Genomic DNA, 19,734 nt, shown 5'->3' on the forward strand with positions numbered 1-19,734 from the left:
TTAGTACCTGCCTAAGCCGTTATGACGATAATGAACGGGATCTGGCCAAACGGAACGTAGAACACCTGTTGAGTCTTGAAACCACGCCTGTTCGGAATCTGATCTTGTTTGATCGTGGCTACCCGTCAGCGGAGTTCATGCTGTATTTACAAGAAAAAGGCATCTTTTACTTGATGCGGGCTCAAGGGTCATTTTACAAAGAAATTGTAAACACGACACTGCCGGATGAAGTCGTGACGATCGAAATCACGAAAGCCAGAGCCAAAGAACTGAAGAAGCAAGGGAAAAGCATTCCACCGGGAACAATACTGAAAGTTCGGGTACTGAAAGTGGAACTATCTACCGGCGAAACGGAAATCCTGTTAACCAACGTTAGCGCTGACGAACTGAGTTACGCAGCGAGCAAGCCCTTGTATTTCAAAAGATGGGGGATTGAAACGCGTTTCGACGATTTGAAGCATAAGTTTGAGATTGAGAATTTTTCGGGACAAAAGCCTCAGATCATTGAACAGGATTTCTACGCANTTTTCGGGACAAAAGCCTCAGATCATTGAACAGGATTTCTACGCAGCGGTGCTGCTGAGCAACATGGCTTCTATATTGGAACAAGAAGCCGAAACGCAGATGAAGGAAAGCAAGCGAACTGAGCATCTGAAATACACAGAGTACCGGATCAATAAAAATATTCTGGTCGGCAAATTGCGCAATCGGCTCATCGAAATGATGCTGGAAGAAGACGATACGAAAAGGGACGACCTGCACGCCCGATTTTTGGAGGAGCTTCAGCGCAACATCGTCCCCATAGTGAAGGATCGCTCTTTCAAACGGAACAAACAGACAAAAGCTAACAAATTCACGAAGACCAAGCGGCGGGGGCTATAACCGCTTAACCTGACAACATTGGGTTGCACCCGTCCCCCCTGCGCAATAGCCGCTTTTAAGGGCGGTTGGCTTTTAAAGGTGAAACAGTCAAGAATAGACCGCTACCTTTGACCAGGGCGGTCTATTTCTTTTTCATGTAGGTAAGCAGCACAAGAATAAACATTCCGAATAGGAACATTAACTGGATCGCTTGAAATACCTCCACTGGCATCACCTCCCTTCCGGGAGACTAGCCGACCGCCCATATCAGCCGTTCTATTGTGCAAGCCATATTATAGCACGATAGACCCTCTGCCTGAAGGCCTATTTTCTTCAAAATGAATCTCATACTGTCTTTTCATTATTTTCACCATAATTAATTGCAGCTTCATCGGAATAGCATTCATTCCCGGCGTGCCGTTCGGCCAAGCTGAGCGTAGAGGGTATTTTGTATAAGGTGGTTGCGCGTATAAAGTGCTGGTATTATAATAAAAATAAATAAAGAGGAGCCGGTTGCAGCCGTCTCCCCTGCACGATAGCCGCTTTTAAGGGCGGTTGGCTTTTAAAGGTGAATCAGTCAAGAATAGACCGCTACCTTTGACCTAGGGCGGTCTATTTCTTTTTCATGTAGGTAAGCAGCGCGAGAATAAACATTCCGAATAGGAACATTAACTGTATCGCTTGAAATACCTCCACTGGCATCACCTCCCTTCCGGGAGACTAGCCGACCGCCCATATCAGCCGTTCTATTGTGCAAGCCATATTATAGCACGATAGACCCTCTGCCTGAAGGCCTATTTTTCGTCGGGTTTGATTCCCATATCAAGTCTAAATCTTCAGGCTTCCCGAGAAAGTCGCGGTACTTTGTTAGGGCAGCCAGAGATAGCCCTGATCGGGGGGCAGCCACTCATAAAGCAGCTACAACCCGAAAAGCCTGCGATTGTGCAGGCTTTCTTCGTAAAAGCAGCTTAGTTTGCCGAAAGCCTGCGATTGTGCAGGAATTTTCAGTGAAAACGGGCCTGAACCCAGATGTTCGATGAAAAACCTGTATTTTTGCAGGAATGTTTCGTTATTAGCGTATGAACCTACAAAAAACTGCACTTTTGCAGGTATTCTCCGTACTACGAAGCAGATGCGCTTCCCTGGTGAGGGATTTGCAACTGTCTCACTTTTTTACGAACTAGTTTCCAACTGTTACGCTTTTAAAGCTTGAAACTGTAGCAGTAGAACTGATTATTTTCAATCTGTGGGGGGGTGACCTCCACGGGTCGTGCGGGTTTTGCAAGTTTTCTCCGTGTTGTTAAGCAATGCGCTGTCTCCTAGCAAGCAACTGGAAGACCGGCTGCCAACGAGAACAAAATCAGGTCTGTACGTTCAAAACTATCAAACAATCACCCGCATTTCAGACCTGATGCTGGGCTAGCGTCCCCCCGATTCAGCCTGCGTAATTCCCATCAAACCCCAGACTGCCTTATCATTATTACATCATATTTATTCGCTAGATTCACCGGAATAGCGCTCTAGCAGTTGATGTATGCCCGTTGGCAATTGGCCGGCTTCCTCGATATCCATTACGGATCCGGGGCTCAATTGGTAGCTTAAATTCTGCAAATCTTTCCCAGTGGCGATGCCCTCGATTTCGGTAACGTCAAAGGAAGTGAATTTATACTTCGCAATCGAATCCAGATTCATCAAACTCAAGACATTCGGATCGGCATCGAACCAGCTTATCGTGTACTTGTCCCCTTGTTCGGTGGTGCCTTCGCCATAAATTTGAGCCACGGACAGGTTGTTTTCTTCAAAAAAATCTTTCAATCCGTTTGGAGACACCGGTTTATCAAAAGTAATCGCAAACGGAATGTTTACATCTGGCGAAGCGATATTAATCAGCCGTTTCCTCTCTTTTTTGAATTGCTCCAGCGACTCTTTGGAATCAATTTTCATGTAACTTTTCACTTTACCGCCATTGATGAAAGCCTCTTCCGCTTTGCCGGTAAAGAACCCGCTATTGAACGTATAGTCTGTATCGCGGGTTTTGGAGTCGATAGCTTTCAACTGCTTCCACTCTACACCGGCCAGCGTATCTTCGGTTTTCGTCAAATCGTTGACCGTGCCGTTTCCGGGCTGCATAAAGCGCTGGAGCGACTGCAGGGTAATGGCCGGGTTATCTTTTTTGCCTCCCGCGTAAGTCCATGAAGTGGAAAACGTGTAGGACTTGTCCTCGGCCAGTTTCCTGCCGTCCAAAGCAGTTACTTCGATTTCGACTCCCCGGCCGTCGTCCACAAGCTTTTTGTTAAATTTCGCGCCGGGCAAATTAGTGACCAACACTTGGGGCTGCAGCAGATCGGAGCGATCCGCCGTCATTTTTAATGCAGGCACATAAAATTTCCGGTTTGAAATATCGATTTTATCCTTGCTCCACTGCACCTCAGCGGTAGTAGAGACGTACTTGTCGTCCACTTGGAATGCTTCCAGCCGCCCTTTGGCAGGACTGTCCCAATTCGTCTTGTCCTGGTTTGTAAACTCCATCTGACTAGCGGAAGCGGTTGTCTCCAAAAGCAACAGTACCGTCAAGGACGCTGCAATCACTTGCCATTGTTTCATCGATTTAATCCCTCCCTCTACCAGAGTAACATTATTTTCCTTTCCGCTCAAGAAAACGGGAATCCGGTAGTCCGCACTAGCCTGTGGTCGACCGGCCGCCGTGATGCTGCGCAACACCGCGCACCGGAAGCTGCGGGCGGTTATAACGAAACAGCCCCGCGGCGTTCTGCACAAGGCAGCTGCCGCAGGGCTAATCGTTTTTTAAGATTGAACTTCCTAAGCTTTCGCTTTGATCGTTTCCAGCGGCTTGTGGTTGCCGTATTTCGGATATTCGCGCGTCGTCGGAGCCGCCCAGTGCGCAGCATTGCGAATCACACGGCGAACTTGCTCGTTGTAGTAAGTAGGGTACGTTTCGTGTCCCGGGCGGAAGTAGAAAATTTTGCCCTGGCCGCGATTGAATGTGCAGCCGCTGCGGAACACTTCGCCGCCTTCGAACCAGCTGACCATGATCAGCTCATCAGGCTGCGGAATATCGAAGTGCTCGCCGTACATTTCTTCTTCTTGCAGCTCGATGTACTCGCCGATGCCTTCGACGATCGGATGTCCCGGCGCTACGACCCAGATGCGCTCCTTCTCGTCGGCTTCGCGCCATTTGAGGTCGCAGCTTGTGCCCATCAGCTTTTTGAACACTTTGGAAAAGTGTCCGGAATGCAGCACGATAAGCCCCATGCCATGCAGGACGCGGTTTTGAACGCGGTTTACGATTTCGTCCTGCACTTCGTCATGCGCCTTATGTCCCCACCAGATCAATACGTCCGTATTGTTCAGCACTTCCTCGGTCAGCCCGTGCTCGGCATCATCAAGCGTTGCATACGTAACTTCCACATCGCCAAGACCTTCGCCAATGGCCGTATGGATGCCGTTCGGATAAGCCGCGCGGACGATTTCGCTTTCTTTTTCATGACGGAATTCGTTCCAAACTGTAACTTTCAGCTTCTGGCTCATTTGCAAATTACCTCCACGGGGTAGGAATTGATTTATTACCTTGAGTATAGGCTTCCGGCTGCCGAATAAAAAGGCGTGATCCTGCCTATTTCTTATTCAAAAATGTCTATCCGCTAAAAAGCATGCTATACTTGTACTGGGAAATCCCCGTTTGTTGCCGTCTTTCTTCTATTCAAAATTGTCTTTCCGTTAGCGAGGTATGTACCTATGACGAGTGCCGCGAGTACATTTACAGAGCTTGTCAATGAGGAAGTCGTTTATCAGAATCCGCTGCTATTTTTGAAAGTATGGGAAATCGCCAACGAAACGGCCGACTGCGGCATCCGCCATCCCTGGCCCTGGCATTACCATAAGCAGGTTGAATTTCTGGCCGTCACCCACGGGCATCTGGGCATTCAGACCAGGAACGACTTTGCCGTTCTCGGCCCCGGCGATGTGATCGTACTGGGCTCTTCCCAGCCGCACCGCACTTACAAGCACACCGCAGATCCGCTCTCTTACGTCGTATTCCAGGTCGATCTGTCGCAGCATTTTGACCCCAGTACCATGCCGTATTTGCACTGTTTTTCCGAGTTGACGCAGCCGCTCGAACTGTTTAATTATTTGTTTCGGGAAAATGCCGCGGTCAAGCAGTCGGCCTACGATCTCATTATGGACATTTTCCAGGAGTCCCAGTCGCGCAAGCTGGGTTACGAATTGGCCATTACCGCATCCATCAAAAGACTGCTGCTGCTGCTTATGCGCAGCGATAACCGCAATCTGATCGGCACCGCCGAGGAAACCGGGCTTATCCGGCTCCGTCCTGCGCTTGACTACATCGAGACGCATCTGAGCGATAAAATCGCCGTCGAGGACGTATGCTCCCTGCTCAATCTGAGCTATCATTATTTTATCAAATATTTCAAAAAAATAATGGGCATGTCCTTCGTCGATTACGTGAATTACAAAAGAATAAAAAAAGCCGAGCGCCTGCTTCTGACCGGCGATCTCAGCATGATGGATGTGAGCTTTGAAGTGGGCATTTCAAATATGGCGCAGTTCTACAAGCTGTTCAAGCGCCATAACGAATGCTCGCCCAAGGAATTCAAGCGGCGCATGAGAAGCCAGCGCGCCATCGGCTCGGCGCTGCAAGCGCCAGGCGGCACGCCGTAAGCCCGGCCCGCCCGCCAACAAAAAAAAGGTTGTCCGACAGTCTGCAAAAGACATGCCGGAGCAACCTTTTTTCGGGTTTATGGCGTCGTCGTTGGAGCAGGCGTGGCGCTTGGGGCAGTGCCGCTGTCCGCTTTTTTCGCATGCGGCCCGCCTTTGTGCTCAACGAACTTTGTAAGCTGATCGGTCAGGCTGTCTTTCAGCTTCGCAATCAGTTGATCTTCGCTGATGCCTTTTTCCGCGGCGATGTCGGCGATGGATTTGCCGGCTTTGCGCTCTGCCGCCAGCTCTTCCTTGGTCATGCCGAGCAGGCTCGCGATTTTGTCCGGGCTGCCCCACTTGGCGGCCTGCTGCTTGCCTTTGAAAGCCATCGCCTTCGGCTTGCTTTCGACAAGTTTTTTCAACCGGTCGGCGAGCCCGGATTTTTGCTTGTCGGCTTGTGCTTGCGTAATTTTGCCGGCGCTGAGGGCGTCGTCGATTTTTTTCGTTTGTGCATCGGTCAGCTTTTGCAGCACCGCATCCTCGCTGAGCCCTGCTTTTTCCTGTGCGATTTGTGCGATGGTTTTGCCCTGCTTGAGCTCTTCTTTGAAAGTGCTTTGGTCAATGCCAAGAACCGCTGCTGCGTCTAAATAGCTTTTGCCGAGAGCGAAGCCGCCGCGGAATTGATGATGGCTGGCCAAATGTTTGGAGTTGTTGGAAGCCGGCTGATTCGCAGTTGTCGAAGTTGTTCCCGCCTCATCGGCAAAAGCCTGATTGTGCTGCGCCACGATTCCGCCGCCAATCATCAGCCCGGCTGCCAATGTGCCTGTGAGCATTGCTTTGTGAAGTTTCTTCATGAACCTTGTCTCCTCTTCAATGAATTCGACTACGATTCAAAGTATAGGAAATAAATGTGAAGGAACTTTGACGCAAGGCTTAATACAGCTTAAATGTTTGATGAAATGAAAATAAAGGGAGCCTGAACGGCTTAACCGGAAGCCGCCGCTCTCCCAGCCCAGGCCCTAGCTCCGCTGTCTGGCCAGCAGCAGGAAGGATGTGACGGCTCCCGCTTCCATAAGCGCTATAATAATCCCGAGCGGTACGGCGGTCTGGCTGCCGCCGATTCCGACAAGCGGCGCGACAATGCCGCCGATAATGAACATCAGCAAGCCCAGCAGCGCGGACGCACTGCCCGCCGTTTTCCCCTGATTCTGCAATGCGAGCGAAGATGTCGAGGTTGAGACGAGCCCGACGCTGGACACGACCAGGAAAAGCGCCGGCAAAATAACGTGCAGTCCGGCACCGGCCAAAACCGCAACAAGCAGCAGCAGGCTGCCGGTGGCCGCCATTCCCAGCCCCCAGGCAAGCATCTTGCGCAAGTCGACTTTGCCGGCCAGCCGGCCCGTAATTTGACCGGCAATAATAATGCCGAGAGCGTTGATGCCGAACAGCACGCTGAACATTTGCTCGGAAACGCCGAAAATGTTTTGCAGCACAAAGGGCGACCCGGATATGTAAGCAAACATAGCGGCCATCACCAAGCCCTGTGTTAAGGCATACCCCATGAACGAGCGATCCGTAAGCAGCACGCGAAAAGTGGCCAGCGTATTGCCAAGCCCGCCCTTGGAGCGACGATGGGCCGGCAGCGTCTCGCCGAGGCCGAACAAAACGGCGATCAGCATCGCGACACCGATCAGGCTCAGCGCTACGAAGACGCCCCGCCAAGATGCGAATTGTAAAATTTGCGCCCCTAAGATCGGTGCCAAAATCGGGGCAGCGCCGTTAATCAGCATGAGCAGCGAGAAAAACCTGGTCAGTTCCACACCCGAGTACAAATCGCGGACTATCGCTCTTGAAATGACGATCCCCACCGCTCCGGCGAGCCCTTGAATGAAACGCAGTGCGATGAAGACCCAGATCGATGAAGCAATCATGCATAAAATCGAAGCAATGGCATAGACGACAAGTCCCAGGAGCAGCGGCTTGCGCCGTCCCCGCACATCGCTGACCGGCCCTGCGGCCAATTGTCCCAGGGATAGCCCCAGCATGCAGGCCGTCAAGCTCATCTGGGTGAGCGAGGTGCTCGTATGCAAATCGTCGGCCAATACGGGCAATGCGGGCAAATACATATCCAGCGACAGCGGTCCGAATGAGGCAAGCGCTCCTAAAACGGCCGCAGTTCCCAGCCGCCGCGACGGACTCAAAGAAGCCGGAGCCGCTGCGTCGGCATGATTGTGTTTATTCATCGTATATCACAAACTTTCTGTACTTTTTTTGCTGCTACTATTCCACTGTCGAAAAATAGTTGCTACGGCAACTGTTTCTCATCCATCCTACCATTTGACCGGCTTGTCTGTCCAGCACCAAACAACCTAATCCGAGCATGTTTTCTTGTCTGGATAGAGCGCTTTCAAACAGGCCGGATTTCATCAAAGATCCCAGCATGCCGCGATGCCCCGGGCAGCCTTTCAGACAACCCAAAAAGCCCGGCATCGCGGGCTTCTCGGGTACTATTTTTACAGCAGCATTGCCTTACTTCAATCCGTTTAAAATCGCTTCAAGAATAGTCTGCACCAGTTCTTTCGAAGCTTCGGCATTGATGCTGCCCTTCGAAACTTCTCTGTTTACGGAGACTTGCAGTTCCACCATTTTGCCAAACGACTGATCCAAATGACCTTTATTGTACTGATCTTCGGCCTGATTCAGCTTCGCTACGATAGAAGTGTAGGTGCCTTCATTTTTGAAGAACCCGCCATCATGCAGCTGTTTCAAAATTTCCCTGATGATATCGAAGATGCTTCTCACTTTGAACGTTTGGCTTTGCTCGGCTTTATTTCCCGCTGCATCCGTAACCGTATACTGTACCGTATGTGCGCCTAAGCCCAGTTGCTTCGCTTTGATGCTTTGACCGCTGGCGATTTCTTTTCCGTCCAGGAGCAGCTTTTGTGCCGCTACCCCCGATACTGCGTCGGAAGCGGACAGCGTGAAATTCAGCGTTTCAAAAAATGACACATCATGAACCGGCTTGCCCGATTGCGTCAAAGTGACGGAAGGCAGCGTCTTGTCGAGCTTGAATGACAGGGATTGCACCGCTTCCGCATTTCCGGCGGCATCGGTCGAATAGTACTGGATCGTATGAGTGCCTTCCGTTTGAATAACCGCAGGTGCCGTATAAGCCGTCCATGCGCCGCCGTCCAGGTTATACAAAATCGATGCCACGCCGCTGCCTTCATCGGATGCGGTCAATGTCAGCGTCTGATCTTGGTTGAACCAGCCCTCTGTGTTCGGAGTTCCCGACAGTGCAGCTTTCGTCACCGGCGGAGTCGTATCCGCTGGCACCGCAAAATCCGATAAGCCGCGAGGTTTCAATTGATAAACACCTTTGAAAATCGATGCTACGCCCGTAATCGTTACAACTTTTCCCTCTTGATAAGGGAATTGAGTCAAAGTCAAGCCTGTGCGTCCGTCCACGCGAATATGGTTGCTTACCGAACCGGTTGCCGCGTCGAATTCGAAAGAACCTGTCGGTGTCGCGCTAACGATATTGTGAATGGTGACGGAGTCAAGCTGCACCAGCTGCCCTTGGTTGGCGTCATTTACCGCCGCTGCCGATACGGCTTGCGGAACGGCCGCTGTGCCGGTTTTGGCGATTTCAACCGGGTTGGTCAGCTCCAGCTCCGTGTTGTAAAGCGCCGTCGACGCGGTCACTTTCACCGTATCTCCCAGGTGGAAGCCGCTCTGGCTTTGGAAAACATAAATGCCGCCTGTCGCATCCTGCAAATAAAACGCCTGACCGCCAAAAGCGCCCGGCTCGGTCGTAACGGCGCCTTCCAGCGTCACAAGCGATCCTTCGGCTTTACTGCGCGCTTCTGCGACAGTAATTTTGGCCGGGATCGGCGATTCCTCTTCCGGCAGCGGTTCGGCCGGTACGCTTGCGATCGTCACCGCTTCTGTTTTCAAGTTGCCGCCGTTTTGTCTGAGCCGCAAGCTCGCCGCACCGCTTGTACCGGGCTTGATGCGGAATGTCAGATCTTTGGAGGCGTGGCCCTTGAAGTTGGAAGTCACGCTGAAAGCGGAGCTGTAGCCGTAAGCCGTCGGCCATGTGCCGTCGGCGTTTTGCACCATCGCGACCTGCGTGCCTCCGGCCAGATAGATGCCCGCGCTGAAGCCTGAAACAGTCGTGTTCGCAGGCAGATTATCGACGGTGACGCGAACCTGGAAGTCCTGCGCGTTCGGCAGCGTCGCCTGGTGAACCAAACCGTACGTCGCGCTCGCCGTAGCCGCCGGACCGCCGTAGGAGCCCGCTTTGAACGTAGAGCGGTCCCACCACTTGTAGCCCGCATCCGGAGCGGCCCATGGCTCAGGCTTCGGCTCCGTGGAAGCTGCCGGCTCTTCAAAAGGCAGCAGAGCCGTCGGCTGGTCAAGCTGCAGCCCGTCTACTTGCGTCAGGCTCGTGTAGCTTTCCTTTTGCCCCAGCCAGTTGACGAGGTTCACGAGCAGTTTGCCGTCATTCTGTTCTTTAAAGCCGTCGTAAGTCGTTTTCTTCTGTCCGTTGTCTTCGCGCACATATTTCGGAGTGGCGTCCTCTACCGGCGAAGAATCGCCGATAAATGCCGCTTTGCCCGCGCCCGCCTTGGCGATTGCGACATACGGCCCTTCGGCGATGCCACCGCCGTTGTACACGCCCTGATCCACGGCGTTCGCCCAAGCCTCATTCGTCTGCGGCAAATAGACGATGCCTTTCGCTTTCGTCGGATCGACGATTGCTAGCGTAGAGCCCGCGTGCATGGCAACGTTGTATACGGAATCCGTAATGCCAAAAGCTTGCTCCGGCGCAACGATATTGTTGGCGGTAATATCGCCGAGAGCGTTATAGCGGAACTTGACGCCGAAATTCGTCGCCAGCCAGTCCGAGCTGGCTACGTCCTGCATCGCCGCCGAATTGCGCTCTTCGTCGCTCATCCCTTTGGCAGGATCTTCCCATGCGCCCCGGCGGTATCCATTCATAACCTCGGAAGCGTCCCAACGGTTTTTGTTGCGGTCCGCGTTGTAGTGGTCGGCGATGAAGAAAATGCTGCCGCCGCCCTCCACATACTGCTTCATAGCGGCCTGCTCGCTTTGTTTATACGGAATGTTCGCCTCTCCGATCACGAACACGTCGTAGCTTTGCAGATCGGTCAGCGTGATCGGCGTCGTTTTGCGAAGTTCTTTTACATAAAAGCCGTTATTCGCCAAAGCATTGGCAAAGTCCGAAAACCCGCCGTCGATCACCCAATCCGCTGCCCCTGCCGTCTGTGCGTGCGTGTTGTCAAACAGCACCTTCTTGCCGGCATTCCCATTCACAACCTTAGCTTCGATGAAAGGTGCGGGATCGGTCGGACCCTCGGCTAACGCCTGCTGCAAACCGCTCGTAGCCGCAAATTGCAGCGGCAAGGCCAACGATAGCGCCAGCGCCGACTTTACCCATTTCGCTTTCCACCCTGCCATCTTACTCATTATATTCCTCCTCTAGACAAGTGAAGTATGGTCTACCGCCCCCATTCTAACATGTCCCCATCCGGAGCGGTGATATTTTTTTGTAAATGCGGCGAGATTTGTGCAAGCTTCCAAATATCGTTGGAAAAATAAACCTTTGTAAAACGAAACATACGACCGTCAACGTTGTATAAATTGGCATACCGGCAAGTAAAGGAGCTGCCTTTCCAATGAAAAAAATGATTATCGGCATATGTATAGGAGTTTCGCTATCATTTTCCACACTTGTTTTCGCTTCGCCAAACACGCTGGAAGTTCTCTCGTTCCCGGTAAAATACGTAATCGACGGGGCCGAATTGCCGCTGGGCGAAGAATACGTCTCCCTGTACTATCAGGGACATATTTACGCGCCGGTTCGCTTCATAGCCGACAGCCTGGCCGCCAAAATCGAATACCGCTCGGACACGAACACGCTGACCTTCGATACCCCTCCTGTCAGGGGAATCGGCGCCCCCCACGTTAATCCGGACCAGGCGAAACTCACAGCTTATGAGAAACACCATTTGAAGCATGTAGAGGACGACTACACCGTGCGGCTGCTAACCGATGACGAAAAAACGCAAATCCCCGAAGAAGCAAAGAACAAAGCCCCCGTGTACTACTTCCTGAAAGGACAAAACGAAGCCGGCGAAACAGTAACCGTCTGCGTCTGGAGCATGAACCGAGCGGTGAGCTTCCTGTACCACCACCCGGAAGATGAGCGGGAAAAGACCGAGTAAGCCCCGGCGGGCACCTACACAAACGCTTTCACGCTGGAACCCCTCGTCTTTAGAACAAAATCCGGCTTAAACGGGGGCCAATTCTACTCCTTTGCCGGACCGAGACGGTGCAACTGGTTGCGAAGTAGGTTGCCGACCCACAAAGCCTGCAAAAGTGCAGGCTTTTTCGATGGAAACGGCCCGTTTGGAGCAAAAACCTGCGATAGTGCAGGAATTTTTGCCTCTGATCGCTCAGAAGCCCGAATTTAGCGAAAAAAACTGCACATTTGCAGGAATTGTTCGAGGCAAGCGCAGTAAGGTGCAAAAAGATGTACTTTTGCAGGTTTTCTTCGCTAGCAAGCTTTTCGGTAGTATCCTTCGCAGCGCTCGATGGCCGCTAGAGAGCATCGCTCATCGTTGGGAGCAAGAGCGATGCTGATACCGCTGCGGACCCCGTCTGCCGAACGACTCACTGCTCGAACCTCAGTAGCACAATTTTTGCGCCTACCCAATCGTTTTCGCACTGCCCCCTCGTCTTAAGAACAAAATCCGCTCAAACGGGGTCTGACTTGTAAATTTTTCCTTTCTTTAGCCACAGTTGTCGGATGGGGTTTGTTACTCGCAGGGCGATTCTACTCTTTTACCGGACCGAAATGGTGCAGCCGGTTGCGGAGTTTGAACCGCAACAGCACAATTTTTGCGCCTACCCAATCGTTTTCGCACTGCCCCCTCGTCTTAAGAATAAAATCGACTCAAACGGAGGCTGACTAGTAAACTTTTCCTTTCTTTAGCCACAGTTGTTGGATGAGGTTTGTTACTCGCAGGACGATTCAACTCTTTTGTCGGACTGAGACGGTGCAGCCGTCTGCGATGCGGATTGCCGACCCACAAAGCCTGCAAAAGTGCAGGCTTTTTCGATGGAAACGGCCCGTTTGGAGCAAAAACCTGCGATAGTGCAGGAATTTTTGCCTCTGATCGCTCAGAAGCCCGAATTTAGCGAAAAAAACTGCACATTTGCAGGAATTGTTCGAGGCAAGCGCAGTAAGGTGCAAAAAGATGTACTTTTGCAGGTTTTCTCCGCTGGTGAGCTTTTTGGCAGAATCCCTCGCAGCGTTCGATGGCCACTTGGGAGCATCGCTCATCGGTGGGGGCACGAGCGGTGCTTATACCGCTGCGGAGCTGTCTGCCGAACGGTGCTCTGCTCGAAGCGCCTTTGGGCGCGGTGGGGGCGAGCACGGTAGGGCGCACGGTGGCGGCGAGGCCGGCGGGCGGCAAGCGCGGGCGCGGCGGCGGAACGCGTTCGCCCACGCCCGCGCCGCGAGCGCTCGAAAAATAACCGGCCCCCCGGAAGTATCCGGGGGGCCGGTTATTTAAAGCCGCGCTAGGCCTTCAGCCTGTACCACAGGCTGGAGTAATCCTCATGCGGCGCCGGGATCGGCAGGCCGATTTGCATCAGCCGGTCTCCGCCGAACCGGCCTTCCATGCCTTCCACCGCGTAATCGGCCTGCGGGTCCAGCCCTTTCAGGACGAGGCGGCGCAGCGGCGCATTCGGCTCCGCCAGCACCTGAAAGCGGAACACCAGCGCCTCCTTCCGGTCGGCGGAAACGAACATCCAGGCCGTTACGTTGCCCTGGAACGGGCTTTGCAGACGGTACATGTCGCCCGTCTGCACGAGAGCGCGGATGTCCTTGTACATGGCGACCTGCTCCTTGACGGTCCGCTTCTCCTCCGCGGACATCTGCGTCAAGTCCAGCTCGTAGCCGAAGTTGCCGGACATCGCCACATGCCCGCGGGTCGCGAGCGGCGTCACGCGCCCGACCTGATGGTTCGGCACGGCGGACACGTGCGCGCCCATGGAGCTGACCGGATACACGATGCTCGTGCCGTATTGGATTTTCAGCCGCTCCATCGCGTCGGTGTCGTCGCTGGTCCACGTCTGCGGCATGTAATACAGCATGCCGGGATCGAAGCGGCCGCCGCCGCCGGAGCAGCTTTCGAACAAAATATGAGGGAACGCCGAAATCAGCCGTTCCATCACCTCGTACAAACCGAGCATATAGCGGTGCGCGGTTTCCGTCTGGCGTTCCGCCGGGCTTGCAGCGGAGCCGATCTCGGTCATGTTGCGGTTCATGTCCCATTTGACATACGCAACCGGCACGGAAGCAAAGATCGCGCCAAGCGACTCCACGATGTAGTCCCTGACATCAGCCCGCGAATAATCGAGAATCAGCTGGCTTCTCGCTTCCGTGCGCCTGCGCCCCGGCGCATGCAGGCACCAGTCCGGATGGCTGCGGTACAGCTCGCTGTCAGGCGAAACCATCTCCGGCTCGACCCAAAGGCCGAACTGCAGCCCGAGCTTGTTCACCCGCTGCGCCAAATCCTCCAGCCCGCCGGGCAGCTTGTTCTTATCGACGATCCAATCGCCCAACGAGTTCGTATCGTCGTCCCTTTTGCCGAACCAACCGTCGTCGAGCACGAACAATTCGATGCCGAGCTCGGCTGCGGCCGCGGCAATCTGTTCGATTTTGTCCGCGTTAAAGTTAAAATACGTCGCTTCCCAGTTGTTGACGAGAATCGGCCGAACCTTATCGCGGTGAACTCCCCGTGACAATCGCGTGCGGTAGAGGCGGTGATACGTCCTGGACATGCCCCCCAGCCCTTCCGCGGAATACACCATGACCGCTTCCGGGGTCTGGAAGCTCGCGCCCGGTTCAAGCAGCCAACCGAAATCGAACGGATTGATGCCGATGGAAACCCGCGTCGTATGGAACTGATCGACTTCCGCTTCCGCCATAAAGTTGCCGCTGTATACGAGACTAAACCCGTATACATCCCCATGATCCTCGTCCGCATGCGGCCGCAGCAGCGCCATGAACGGATTGTGCTGATGGCTGCTCGAGCCTCTGCGGCTTTCGATCCGCGTGGCGCCGGGCGCGAGCGGCCGCCTTTGCACATGGCGCTCGCGCACCCATGCGCCGGATAAATACAGCGCCTCGTAATCGGCGTCGTGAAAATCCACGCTGGCGCTGAGCGCGCGCCACAGCCGAACAGGAGCGTTTCCGTTGTTCACGAAACGCACCGAACGGGCGATGGCCGCGAAATCCGCGAACACGGTATACGCCACGTATACCGTGATGTTCGCATAAGCGTCCACCAGTTCCAGCTCCAGCGTCTGCGCTTCGCCGCCGGACTCCGCATACACGGCTGGAAGTCCCTCCAACGCGGGCTTCCCGTCAAAAATCTTGTGCCCCCGGTACGTCAGCTCCGTAATCCGGGTGCCGTCTTCCAGCTGCACCTGGTACGCCGGTTCGCGAAAATCGCTCGTGCCGTACTGCGGATACTCCTGCGGCAGCGTGTCCAGCGAAATGCGCCTGTCCTCCGCAACCGGATTCGGGCAAAACGAAGAACGCTCCGTGAACGTCAGGATGCGCGACAAGTTGCCGTCGTGCCGCAGCCTTTTGCCCCAGTAGGCATGAGCCGGGTACCCTTGCACCAGTTGAATGATGTAGCTCATATCCTTGGACTGCAAATGAAACAAGCTTTCTGCTTCGTTATAAAAAATGGCCATGATGGTCTTCCTCTCAACTTGGTTATTTCACTGCGCCCCGCAGCACGCCGCTGATGACCCAGCGCTGGGCGAACAAGTAAATCAGGACAAGCGGCAGCAGCGCCATCAAATACGACGCAAAAGCGTAATTGTAGTTAACTCCGAATTTCGACTGGAACACGTATTGCGCCAGCGGCAGCGTAGCCATCGTCGGCTTGCTCAAAATAATGAGCGGCAGCAAAAAGTCGTTCCAAGCCCAGATGCAAGTCAGAATGCCGACGGTCGCGTTAATGGGCGAAAGCAGCGGGAAAATAATTTTCCAGAACGTGCCCCATACCGTCGCGCCATCCATCGTAGCCGCCTCTTCCAGCTCCGCGGGAATGCTTTTCAAATAGCCGACGTAGACGAACATATTAAAAGCTATGCCGTAAACGACGTAAAGTATGATCAGACCTGCGTGATTGTTCATCCCCAGCTTTGCGGTTTCTTTGACAATCGGCAGCATAATGATCGGAAAAGGAACGAACAAGGCGCTCACAAAGTAATAGTACAAGCCTTTGAAAAACTTTTTGTCCATATTTCTCGCCACCGCGTAAGCGACCATGGAATTCGTCAGCAGCGTGAATACGACTGCGCATGCTGTCACGACCAGGCTGTTTTGAAAAGCGTGGAAAAAATTCGTCATGCGGATCGCTTCCGAGAAGTTGCTCCAGTGCCATTCGGACGGCCAGGCCAGCACGGACGCAGCGATTTGCTGCGGGCTTTTCACGGCGATCATCACGGCCATATAAAGCGGAAACAGCACGATAAGCGAACCCGCGGCAATGAAGAGAGTCGTGATCCAGTTCGTACGCTCGAATTTCATTACAAGCTCGTCTCCCTTCGCTGCAAAAATTTAAGCTGCATTACGGATACAAACACAATAATGATGAAATAAATGACGGAGTTGGCGGATTGATAAGCGAAAGAGCCTCCCTGGAACCCGTCCGTAAAAATCAGGTAAGAGATGGACATCGTCGCTTTAGCCGGTCCTCCTCCGGTAAGCGCGACAATCTGGTCGAATGCCATGAGAAAATTTTTCATCGCCAGCACCATGTTGATCGTGAAAAACGGCGCAATCATCGGGAAGGTGATGTGCCAGAATTCTTTCCATTTGCCCGCGCCGTCCAGGCTTGAAGCCTCGTACAAATCGGCGGGTATCGTCTGCAGGCCGGACAAATATAAAATGATGTTAAAGGCTGTCGCTTGCCAGACGGTCACGATGACGACTCCAAGCCAGGCCCATTCTCTTCTGCCCAAAATATTAAAGGCCAAACTGTCCATATGAAGATTCGCGAACAAATCGGGCAGCAGGTGGGAGAACAAATAGTTGAAAATAAATCCGACAATCAGCATGCTGAGAATGTTCGGGAGAAAATAAATGGCACGGAACGTATTTTTCAGCTTGATTCTCGAATTAAGGCCTATCGCGACAAGCAAACTGACGATATTGACGACAATCGTGGTGAGCACGGCGAATTTAATCGTAAACCAGTACGCCTGGTACACATTTTTGTCCTGAAACACATTCAAGTAGTTTTTTAACCCTACAAAATGATACGTTTTGGCTAATCCGTTCCAGTTGGTAAAGCTGTAGAAAATGCCCATAATAACCGGAAACGTATGAAACGCAAAAAACAGAATCACGGCAGGAATAACCATCATGTAAAACGCGCTCATGTTCTTACGCATCTCGGAACTCCTTTACGAAATGAGGGAATGAAACGTTCGAAAGCGATCCGCCTTCTGTTTCATCCCCGCATGTTCGGTCATTTTAAATTATCTGGCCTGCGCCTTGTTCCACTCGTCGTCCATCGATTTCAGCAGAGCGCCTGAATCTTTTTTGGATACGAACTCCTGAAGAAGCTGGTCGAGCTTCATGCTGCTCGGCACGTAGTGGTCCGGGAAGTCCGCGACAAGACCTTTATCGAACACGGTTTTCAGATCCGCGACCGAAGCGTCGTCCTGGGAAATTCCTTTGATCGCCGAGAACGTATTCACGCCTTTCACATACACTTTCGCATTGTCCGCATCAAGCAGGAAGTCGATGAATTTCTTCGCTTCCGCGGCATGCTTGGTCGTAGCGGACATCGTCAACAGCTGGTCGACGCCGGATACGAGTTTGTTTTTGGCCGGGTCGTTCGTAACCGGGTAAGGGAATACGCCGACCTCGATATTCGGGTTCGCTTTTTTGATCTCGGCGATCGCCCAGACGCCCTGCGCGTACATGAACGACTGTCCGCCCGCAAAAGCTACGTTGCCGTCATTATAGCCTACGCCGAACGTATCCTTTTGTCCGAACGAGACAAACTGCAAATACTTGTCCGCCGCTTCTTTATATCCGGCAGCGAAAGTAGCCTGATTGTCTTTGCGCTTTTTGAAAAATTGGTCCTCCTGCGTGCTCGCGCCAAAAGCGTTGAAAGCCGGAAGCGTCGTCCACGCATCCTTGAACGTGAAGTAGAACGGCAGCTTGCCCATGTCCTGAATTTTTTTGTTCAGCGCCACAAATTCGTCCCAGGTCGTCGGAACCGACAAATTGTTGTCTTTAAACAATTTTTTGTTGTAAATGATGCCGTTAGCGTTAACGCCGTAAGGGATCGCATACGTTTTATCCGTTCCCGCGATATCGCTGAGCATCTTCACGTAAGCCGGCTGGATGTTAGCCAGCTCCGGCGCGTTCGTGAAATCGGCCAGAACGCCGGATTGCGCGAGAGTGGCGTATACGTTGTCGCCGCCGTTGGCGATAACGTCGGGCACTTCGCCTGCCGCGACCTTCGTTTTGAGCACCGTCGAAGCGTCCGGCGGGTTGTCCTGGACGACATGAATGCCCGGATTTTGCTCTTCGAACTTCTTGATCAGCGCGTCGAACGTGTCGCGCGCTTCCGGTTTATATTGCAGAAACTGCAGCTCTACCTTCGCCGTTTTCGTTGAAGCGTTTTCATTAGTGGCAGTGCCGTTCGACGCGCCGCTGCCATTGCCGCAACCGCTGATCAGAGATACGGCAGCGACGGAAGTTATAAGTACGGATAGCATTTTTTTCATCTGTCAAATCCTCCAGGTATCAAGTTTCCTAGTTTGTCGATTTCGTTTGAAACTCTTCTCTTTTTGTTTTACAATTACTTGCATAGTTGTTTTTTTCTTCGACCCATAGCCGCCTTGCGGCTTGGGTTCTTTTTTTTGGTGTTCCCTTGCCCGGTTGCTCCCTCGACTTACCATTCCCGAACGCTCATCAATGAATGCGCCATCACCTCCCCCAATTGATCTCCGCCGGCTTGGAGCCTGTCCGAAGGTGTTGCTATTGTGCGGACAAACTCCTAGCCCCCGCAGCTTTCGCGCACGACAAGCCCTGTGCCGATCACAACGTGCATAGGCACTTCCCTTCCCTCAAGCCGTTCAAGAAGCAGTTGTACGGCAGTTTTGCCTATTTGTTCCGGATACACCTTGACGGTAGTAAGCGGCGGATTTACGTACGCGGATACTTCGATATCGTCAAAACCGACAATCGCCATCTCCCCGGGCACTTTCACTCCGTGCTCGTGCAGCGCTCTCAGCGCGCCGATCGCCATCGGATCGTTGGCAATAAAGCAGGCTGTCGGACGATCCGGCTGCCGCAAAATGTGCTGCATCGCTTCATATCCGGATGCCGTCGACCAGTCGCCGATCTGCACGAACTCGGGCCTGAACAGCTGTTTCACTTCCATGATCCGTTCAAAATGATGTCTCCTGGCATCGGCAACGGGGCTGCCTTTTTTATTCGGAGCCAGCTTATACAAATATTCGTGCCCGCCGATAAAGCCGATGGATGTGTGGCCCAGTTGAAAAAAGTGATCCAGGACGTTTTCCACGGCTTGCTGAAAATCAAGCTTGACCGAATCGTACTTGCGAATGTCGAGCGAATGATTTACTAAAATAATTTCCTTCCTATTACTAAAAATCCGCTCGATATCCTCCACGTCAACGGATCCGACAATGATCAACCCGTCCAGATCCTGCAAAGCGAGATGATCCGCATTATTGCCCCGGATCACTTTGCCGATCGCGACGCCAAGCTCCTCGCAACGCTTTTCGATGCCGCGGCGGACGGAGGAAAAGTACGGATCTTCCTTCTCTTCGTCCGGCGATATCCAGAGAAGAAGGCCGATTTCCTTGCTCGCCAAATCGTTTTCTTTTTTCAGCCGTTTTACGCGCGACGGCTTATAGTGGATATCCTCCGCGATTTGAAAAATCCGCTCCCGCGTCTCTTCGCTGACCGATAAAGAAGGATCGTTGTTCAGAACGCGGGAAACGGTTGCCGACGATACTTTGGCACGCTCGGCAATATCCCTTATTGTAGCCATCTCATCACAACCTAGTTTTAGTTAATATTTTTACTTAAAT

17 protein-coding genes are annotated in these 19,734 nt (G+C 52.8%); 5 read left to right on the forward strand and 12 right to left on the reverse strand.

All coding sequences use genetic code 11. From position 1 onward, the window contains the following. Positions 1 to 104 precede the first annotated feature (104 nt). Both AC6RNO_RS33025 and AC6RNO_RS33030 read left to right on the forward strand, forming a co-directional pair. On the forward strand, positions 105 to 554 hold the full coding sequence (locus AC6RNO_RS33025; protein WP_497108052.1) for a transposase: 450 nt from the start codon (positions 105 to 107) through the stop codon (positions 552 to 554). A gap of 34 nt (positions 555 to 588) precedes the next feature. Continuing rightward, positions 589 to 882 (forward strand): hypothetical protein, encoded by a 294-nt coding sequence (locus AC6RNO_RS33030; RefSeq protein ID WP_497108023.1) that lies wholly within the window; start codon positions 589 to 591, stop codon positions 880 to 882. A 121-nt stretch (positions 883 to 1,003) separates the two neighbouring features. Here the strand turns inward: AC6RNO_RS33030 and AC6RNO_RS33035 are convergent, their stop codons facing one another. From AC6RNO_RS33035 to AC6RNO_RS33050, 4 genes are all read right to left on the reverse strand, one after another. Continuing rightward, positions 1,004 to 1,093 (reverse strand): putative holin-like toxin, encoded by a 90-nt coding sequence (locus AC6RNO_RS33035; protein ID WP_497108024.1) that lies wholly within the window; start codon positions 1,091 to 1,093, stop codon positions 1,004 to 1,006. A gap of 380 nt (positions 1,094 to 1,473) precedes the next feature. After that, the gene (locus tag AC6RNO_RS33040; RefSeq protein ID WP_488436113.1) at positions 1,474 to 1,563 is read right to left on the reverse strand and encodes a putative holin-like toxin; all 90 of its coding nucleotides are present in this window, start codon (positions 1,561 to 1,563) and stop codon (positions 1,474 to 1,476) included. A 789-nt stretch (positions 1,564 to 2,352) separates the two neighbouring features. Then, entirely contained in the window at positions 2,353 to 3,465 is a 1,113-nt protein-coding gene (locus AC6RNO_RS33045; protein ID WP_497108025.1) for a hypothetical protein, read from the reverse strand. 216 nt (positions 3,466 to 3,681) lie between these two features. Continuing rightward, positions 3,682 to 4,410: a ThuA domain-containing protein gene (locus AC6RNO_RS33050; RefSeq protein WP_474684226.1), complete on the reverse strand. Its 729-nt coding sequence runs from the start codon at positions 4,408 to 4,410 to the stop codon at positions 3,682 to 3,684. A gap of 207 nt (positions 4,411 to 4,617) precedes the next feature. Here AC6RNO_RS33050 and AC6RNO_RS33055 point away from each other — a divergent pair, with 207 nt between their 5' ends. Then, on the forward strand, positions 4,618 to 5,562 hold the full coding sequence (locus tag AC6RNO_RS33055) for a helix-turn-helix domain-containing protein (RefSeq protein ID WP_497108026.1): 945 nt from the start codon (positions 4,618 to 4,620) through the stop codon (positions 5,560 to 5,562). 77 nt (positions 5,563 to 5,639) lie between these two features. On the opposite strand, the gene AC6RNO_RS33060 is transcribed toward AC6RNO_RS33055, so the two are convergent. From AC6RNO_RS33060 to AC6RNO_RS33070, 3 genes are all read right to left on the reverse strand, one after another. Further along, the gene (locus AC6RNO_RS33060) at positions 5,640 to 6,395 is read right to left on the reverse strand and encodes a hypothetical protein (RefSeq protein WP_497108027.1); all 756 of its coding nucleotides are present in this window, start codon (positions 6,393 to 6,395) and stop codon (positions 5,640 to 5,642) included. A gap of 165 nt (positions 6,396 to 6,560) precedes the next feature. Continuing rightward, entirely contained in the window at positions 6,561 to 7,784 is a 1,224-nt protein-coding gene (locus tag AC6RNO_RS33065; protein WP_488436109.1) for a multidrug effflux MFS transporter, read from the reverse strand. Between the two features lie 286 nt (positions 7,785 to 8,070). Continuing rightward, positions 8,071 to 11,034, reverse strand: coding sequence for an OmpL47-type beta-barrel domain-containing protein (locus AC6RNO_RS33070; RefSeq protein WP_488436108.1), 2,964 nt, complete (start codon positions 11,032 to 11,034; stop codon positions 8,071 to 8,073). A gap of 209 nt (positions 11,035 to 11,243) precedes the next feature. Between AC6RNO_RS33070 and AC6RNO_RS33075 the strand changes: the two genes are divergently transcribed. Both AC6RNO_RS33075 and AC6RNO_RS33080 read left to right on the forward strand, forming a co-directional pair. Continuing rightward, positions 11,244 to 11,792: a stalk domain-containing protein gene (locus AC6RNO_RS33075; RefSeq protein ID WP_488436107.1), complete on the forward strand. Its 549-nt coding sequence runs from the start codon at positions 11,244 to 11,246 to the stop codon at positions 11,790 to 11,792. Positions 11,793 to 11,961: 169 nt separating this feature from the next. Continuing rightward, a complete protein-coding gene (locus AC6RNO_RS33080; RefSeq protein ID WP_488436106.1) occupies positions 11,962 to 12,210 on the forward strand; it encodes a hypothetical protein in 249 nt (82 codons plus the stop codon). Positions 12,211 to 13,152: 942 nt separating this feature from the next. Here the strand turns inward: AC6RNO_RS33080 and AC6RNO_RS33085 are convergent. From AC6RNO_RS33085 to AC6RNO_RS33105, 5 genes are all read right to left on the reverse strand, one after another. Then, entirely contained in the window at positions 13,153 to 15,339 is a 2,187-nt protein-coding gene (locus AC6RNO_RS33085) for an alpha-galactosidase (RefSeq protein WP_497108028.1), read from the reverse strand. Positions 15,340 to 15,361: 22 nt separating this feature from the next. After that, entirely contained in the window at positions 15,362 to 16,183 is an 822-nt protein-coding gene (locus AC6RNO_RS33090) for an ABC transporter permease subunit (protein WP_497108029.1), read from the reverse strand. Beyond that, complete coding sequence (locus AC6RNO_RS33095) at positions 16,183 to 17,049, reverse strand: ABC transporter permease subunit (RefSeq protein WP_497108030.1); 867 nt, start codon at positions 17,047 to 17,049, stop codon at positions 16,183 to 16,185. The genes AC6RNO_RS33090 and AC6RNO_RS33095 overlap by 1 nt, the downstream gene beginning before the upstream one ends. Before the next feature lie 87 nt (positions 17,050 to 17,136). Further along, entirely contained in the window at positions 17,137 to 18,399 is a 1,263-nt protein-coding gene (locus AC6RNO_RS33100; protein ID WP_497108031.1) for an extracellular solute-binding protein, read from the reverse strand. A gap of 272 nt (positions 18,400 to 18,671) precedes the next feature. Next, on the reverse strand, positions 18,672 to 19,694 hold the full coding sequence (locus AC6RNO_RS33105; protein WP_497108032.1) for a substrate-binding domain-containing protein: 1,023 nt from the start codon (positions 19,692 to 19,694) through the stop codon (positions 18,672 to 18,674). Between the last annotated feature and the right edge of the window lie 40 nt (positions 19,695 to 19,734).

The organism is Paenibacillus sp. sgz302190, from assembly GCF_059820445.1.

What these genes read in the sequence shown, in the direction of transcription:
- AC6RNO_RS33030 (WP_497108023.1), top strand. Translation starts at nt 589, where the DNA reads ATGGCTTCTATATTGGAACAAGAAGCCGAAACGCAGATGAAGGAAAGC.
- AC6RNO_RS33035 (WP_497108024.1), bottom strand. Translation starts at nt 1,093, where the DNA reads ATGCCAGTGGAGGTATTTCAAGCGATCCAGTTAATGTTCCTATTCGGA.
- AC6RNO_RS33040 (WP_488436113.1), bottom strand. Translation starts at nt 1,563, where the DNA reads ATGCCAGTGGAGGTATTTCAAGCGATACAGTTAATGTTCCTATTCGGA.
- AC6RNO_RS33045 (WP_497108025.1), bottom strand. Translation starts at nt 3,465, where the DNA reads ATGAAACAATGGCAAGTGATTGCAGCGTCCTTGACGGTACTGTTGCTT.
- AC6RNO_RS33050 (WP_474684226.1), bottom strand. Translation starts at nt 4,410, where the DNA reads ATGAGCCAGAAGCTGAAAGTTACAGTTTGGAACGAATTCCGTCATGAA.
- AC6RNO_RS33055 (WP_497108026.1), top strand. Translation starts at nt 4,618, where the DNA reads ATGACGAGTGCCGCGAGTACATTTACAGAGCTTGTCAATGAGGAAGTC.
- AC6RNO_RS33060 (WP_497108027.1), bottom strand. Translation starts at nt 6,395, where the DNA reads ATGAAGAAACTTCACAAAGCAATGCTCACAGGCACATTGGCAGCCGGG.
- AC6RNO_RS33065 (WP_488436109.1), bottom strand. Translation starts at nt 7,784, where the DNA reads ATGAATAAACACAATCATGCCGACGCAGCGGCTCCGGCTTCTTTGAGT.
- AC6RNO_RS33070 (WP_488436108.1), bottom strand. Translation starts at nt 11,034, where the DNA reads ATGAGTAAGATGGCAGGGTGGAAAGCGAAATGGGTAAAGTCGGCGCTG.
- AC6RNO_RS33075 (WP_488436107.1), top strand. Translation starts at nt 11,244, where the DNA reads ATGAAAAAAATGATTATCGGCATATGTATAGGAGTTTCGCTATCATTT.
- AC6RNO_RS33080 (WP_488436106.1), top strand. Translation starts at nt 11,962, where the DNA reads ATGGAAACGGCCCGTTTGGAGCAAAAACCTGCGATAGTGCAGGAATTT.
- AC6RNO_RS33085 (WP_497108028.1), bottom strand. Translation starts at nt 15,339, where the DNA reads ATGGCCATTTTTTATAACGAAGCAGAAAGCTTGTTTCATTTGCAGTCC.
- AC6RNO_RS33090 (WP_497108029.1), bottom strand. Translation starts at nt 16,183, where the DNA reads ATGAAATTCGAGCGTACGAACTGGATCACGACTCTCTTCATTGCCGCG.
- AC6RNO_RS33095 (WP_497108030.1), bottom strand. Translation starts at nt 17,049, where the DNA reads ATGCGTAAGAACATGAGCGCGTTTTACATGATGGTTATTCCTGCCGTG.
- AC6RNO_RS33100 (WP_497108031.1), bottom strand. Translation starts at nt 18,399, where the DNA reads ATGAAAAAAATGCTATCCGTACTTATAACTTCCGTCGCTGCCGTATCT.
- AC6RNO_RS33105 (WP_497108032.1), bottom strand. Translation starts at nt 19,694, where the DNA reads ATGGCTACAATAAGGGATATTGCCGAGCGTGCCAAAGTATCGTCGGCA.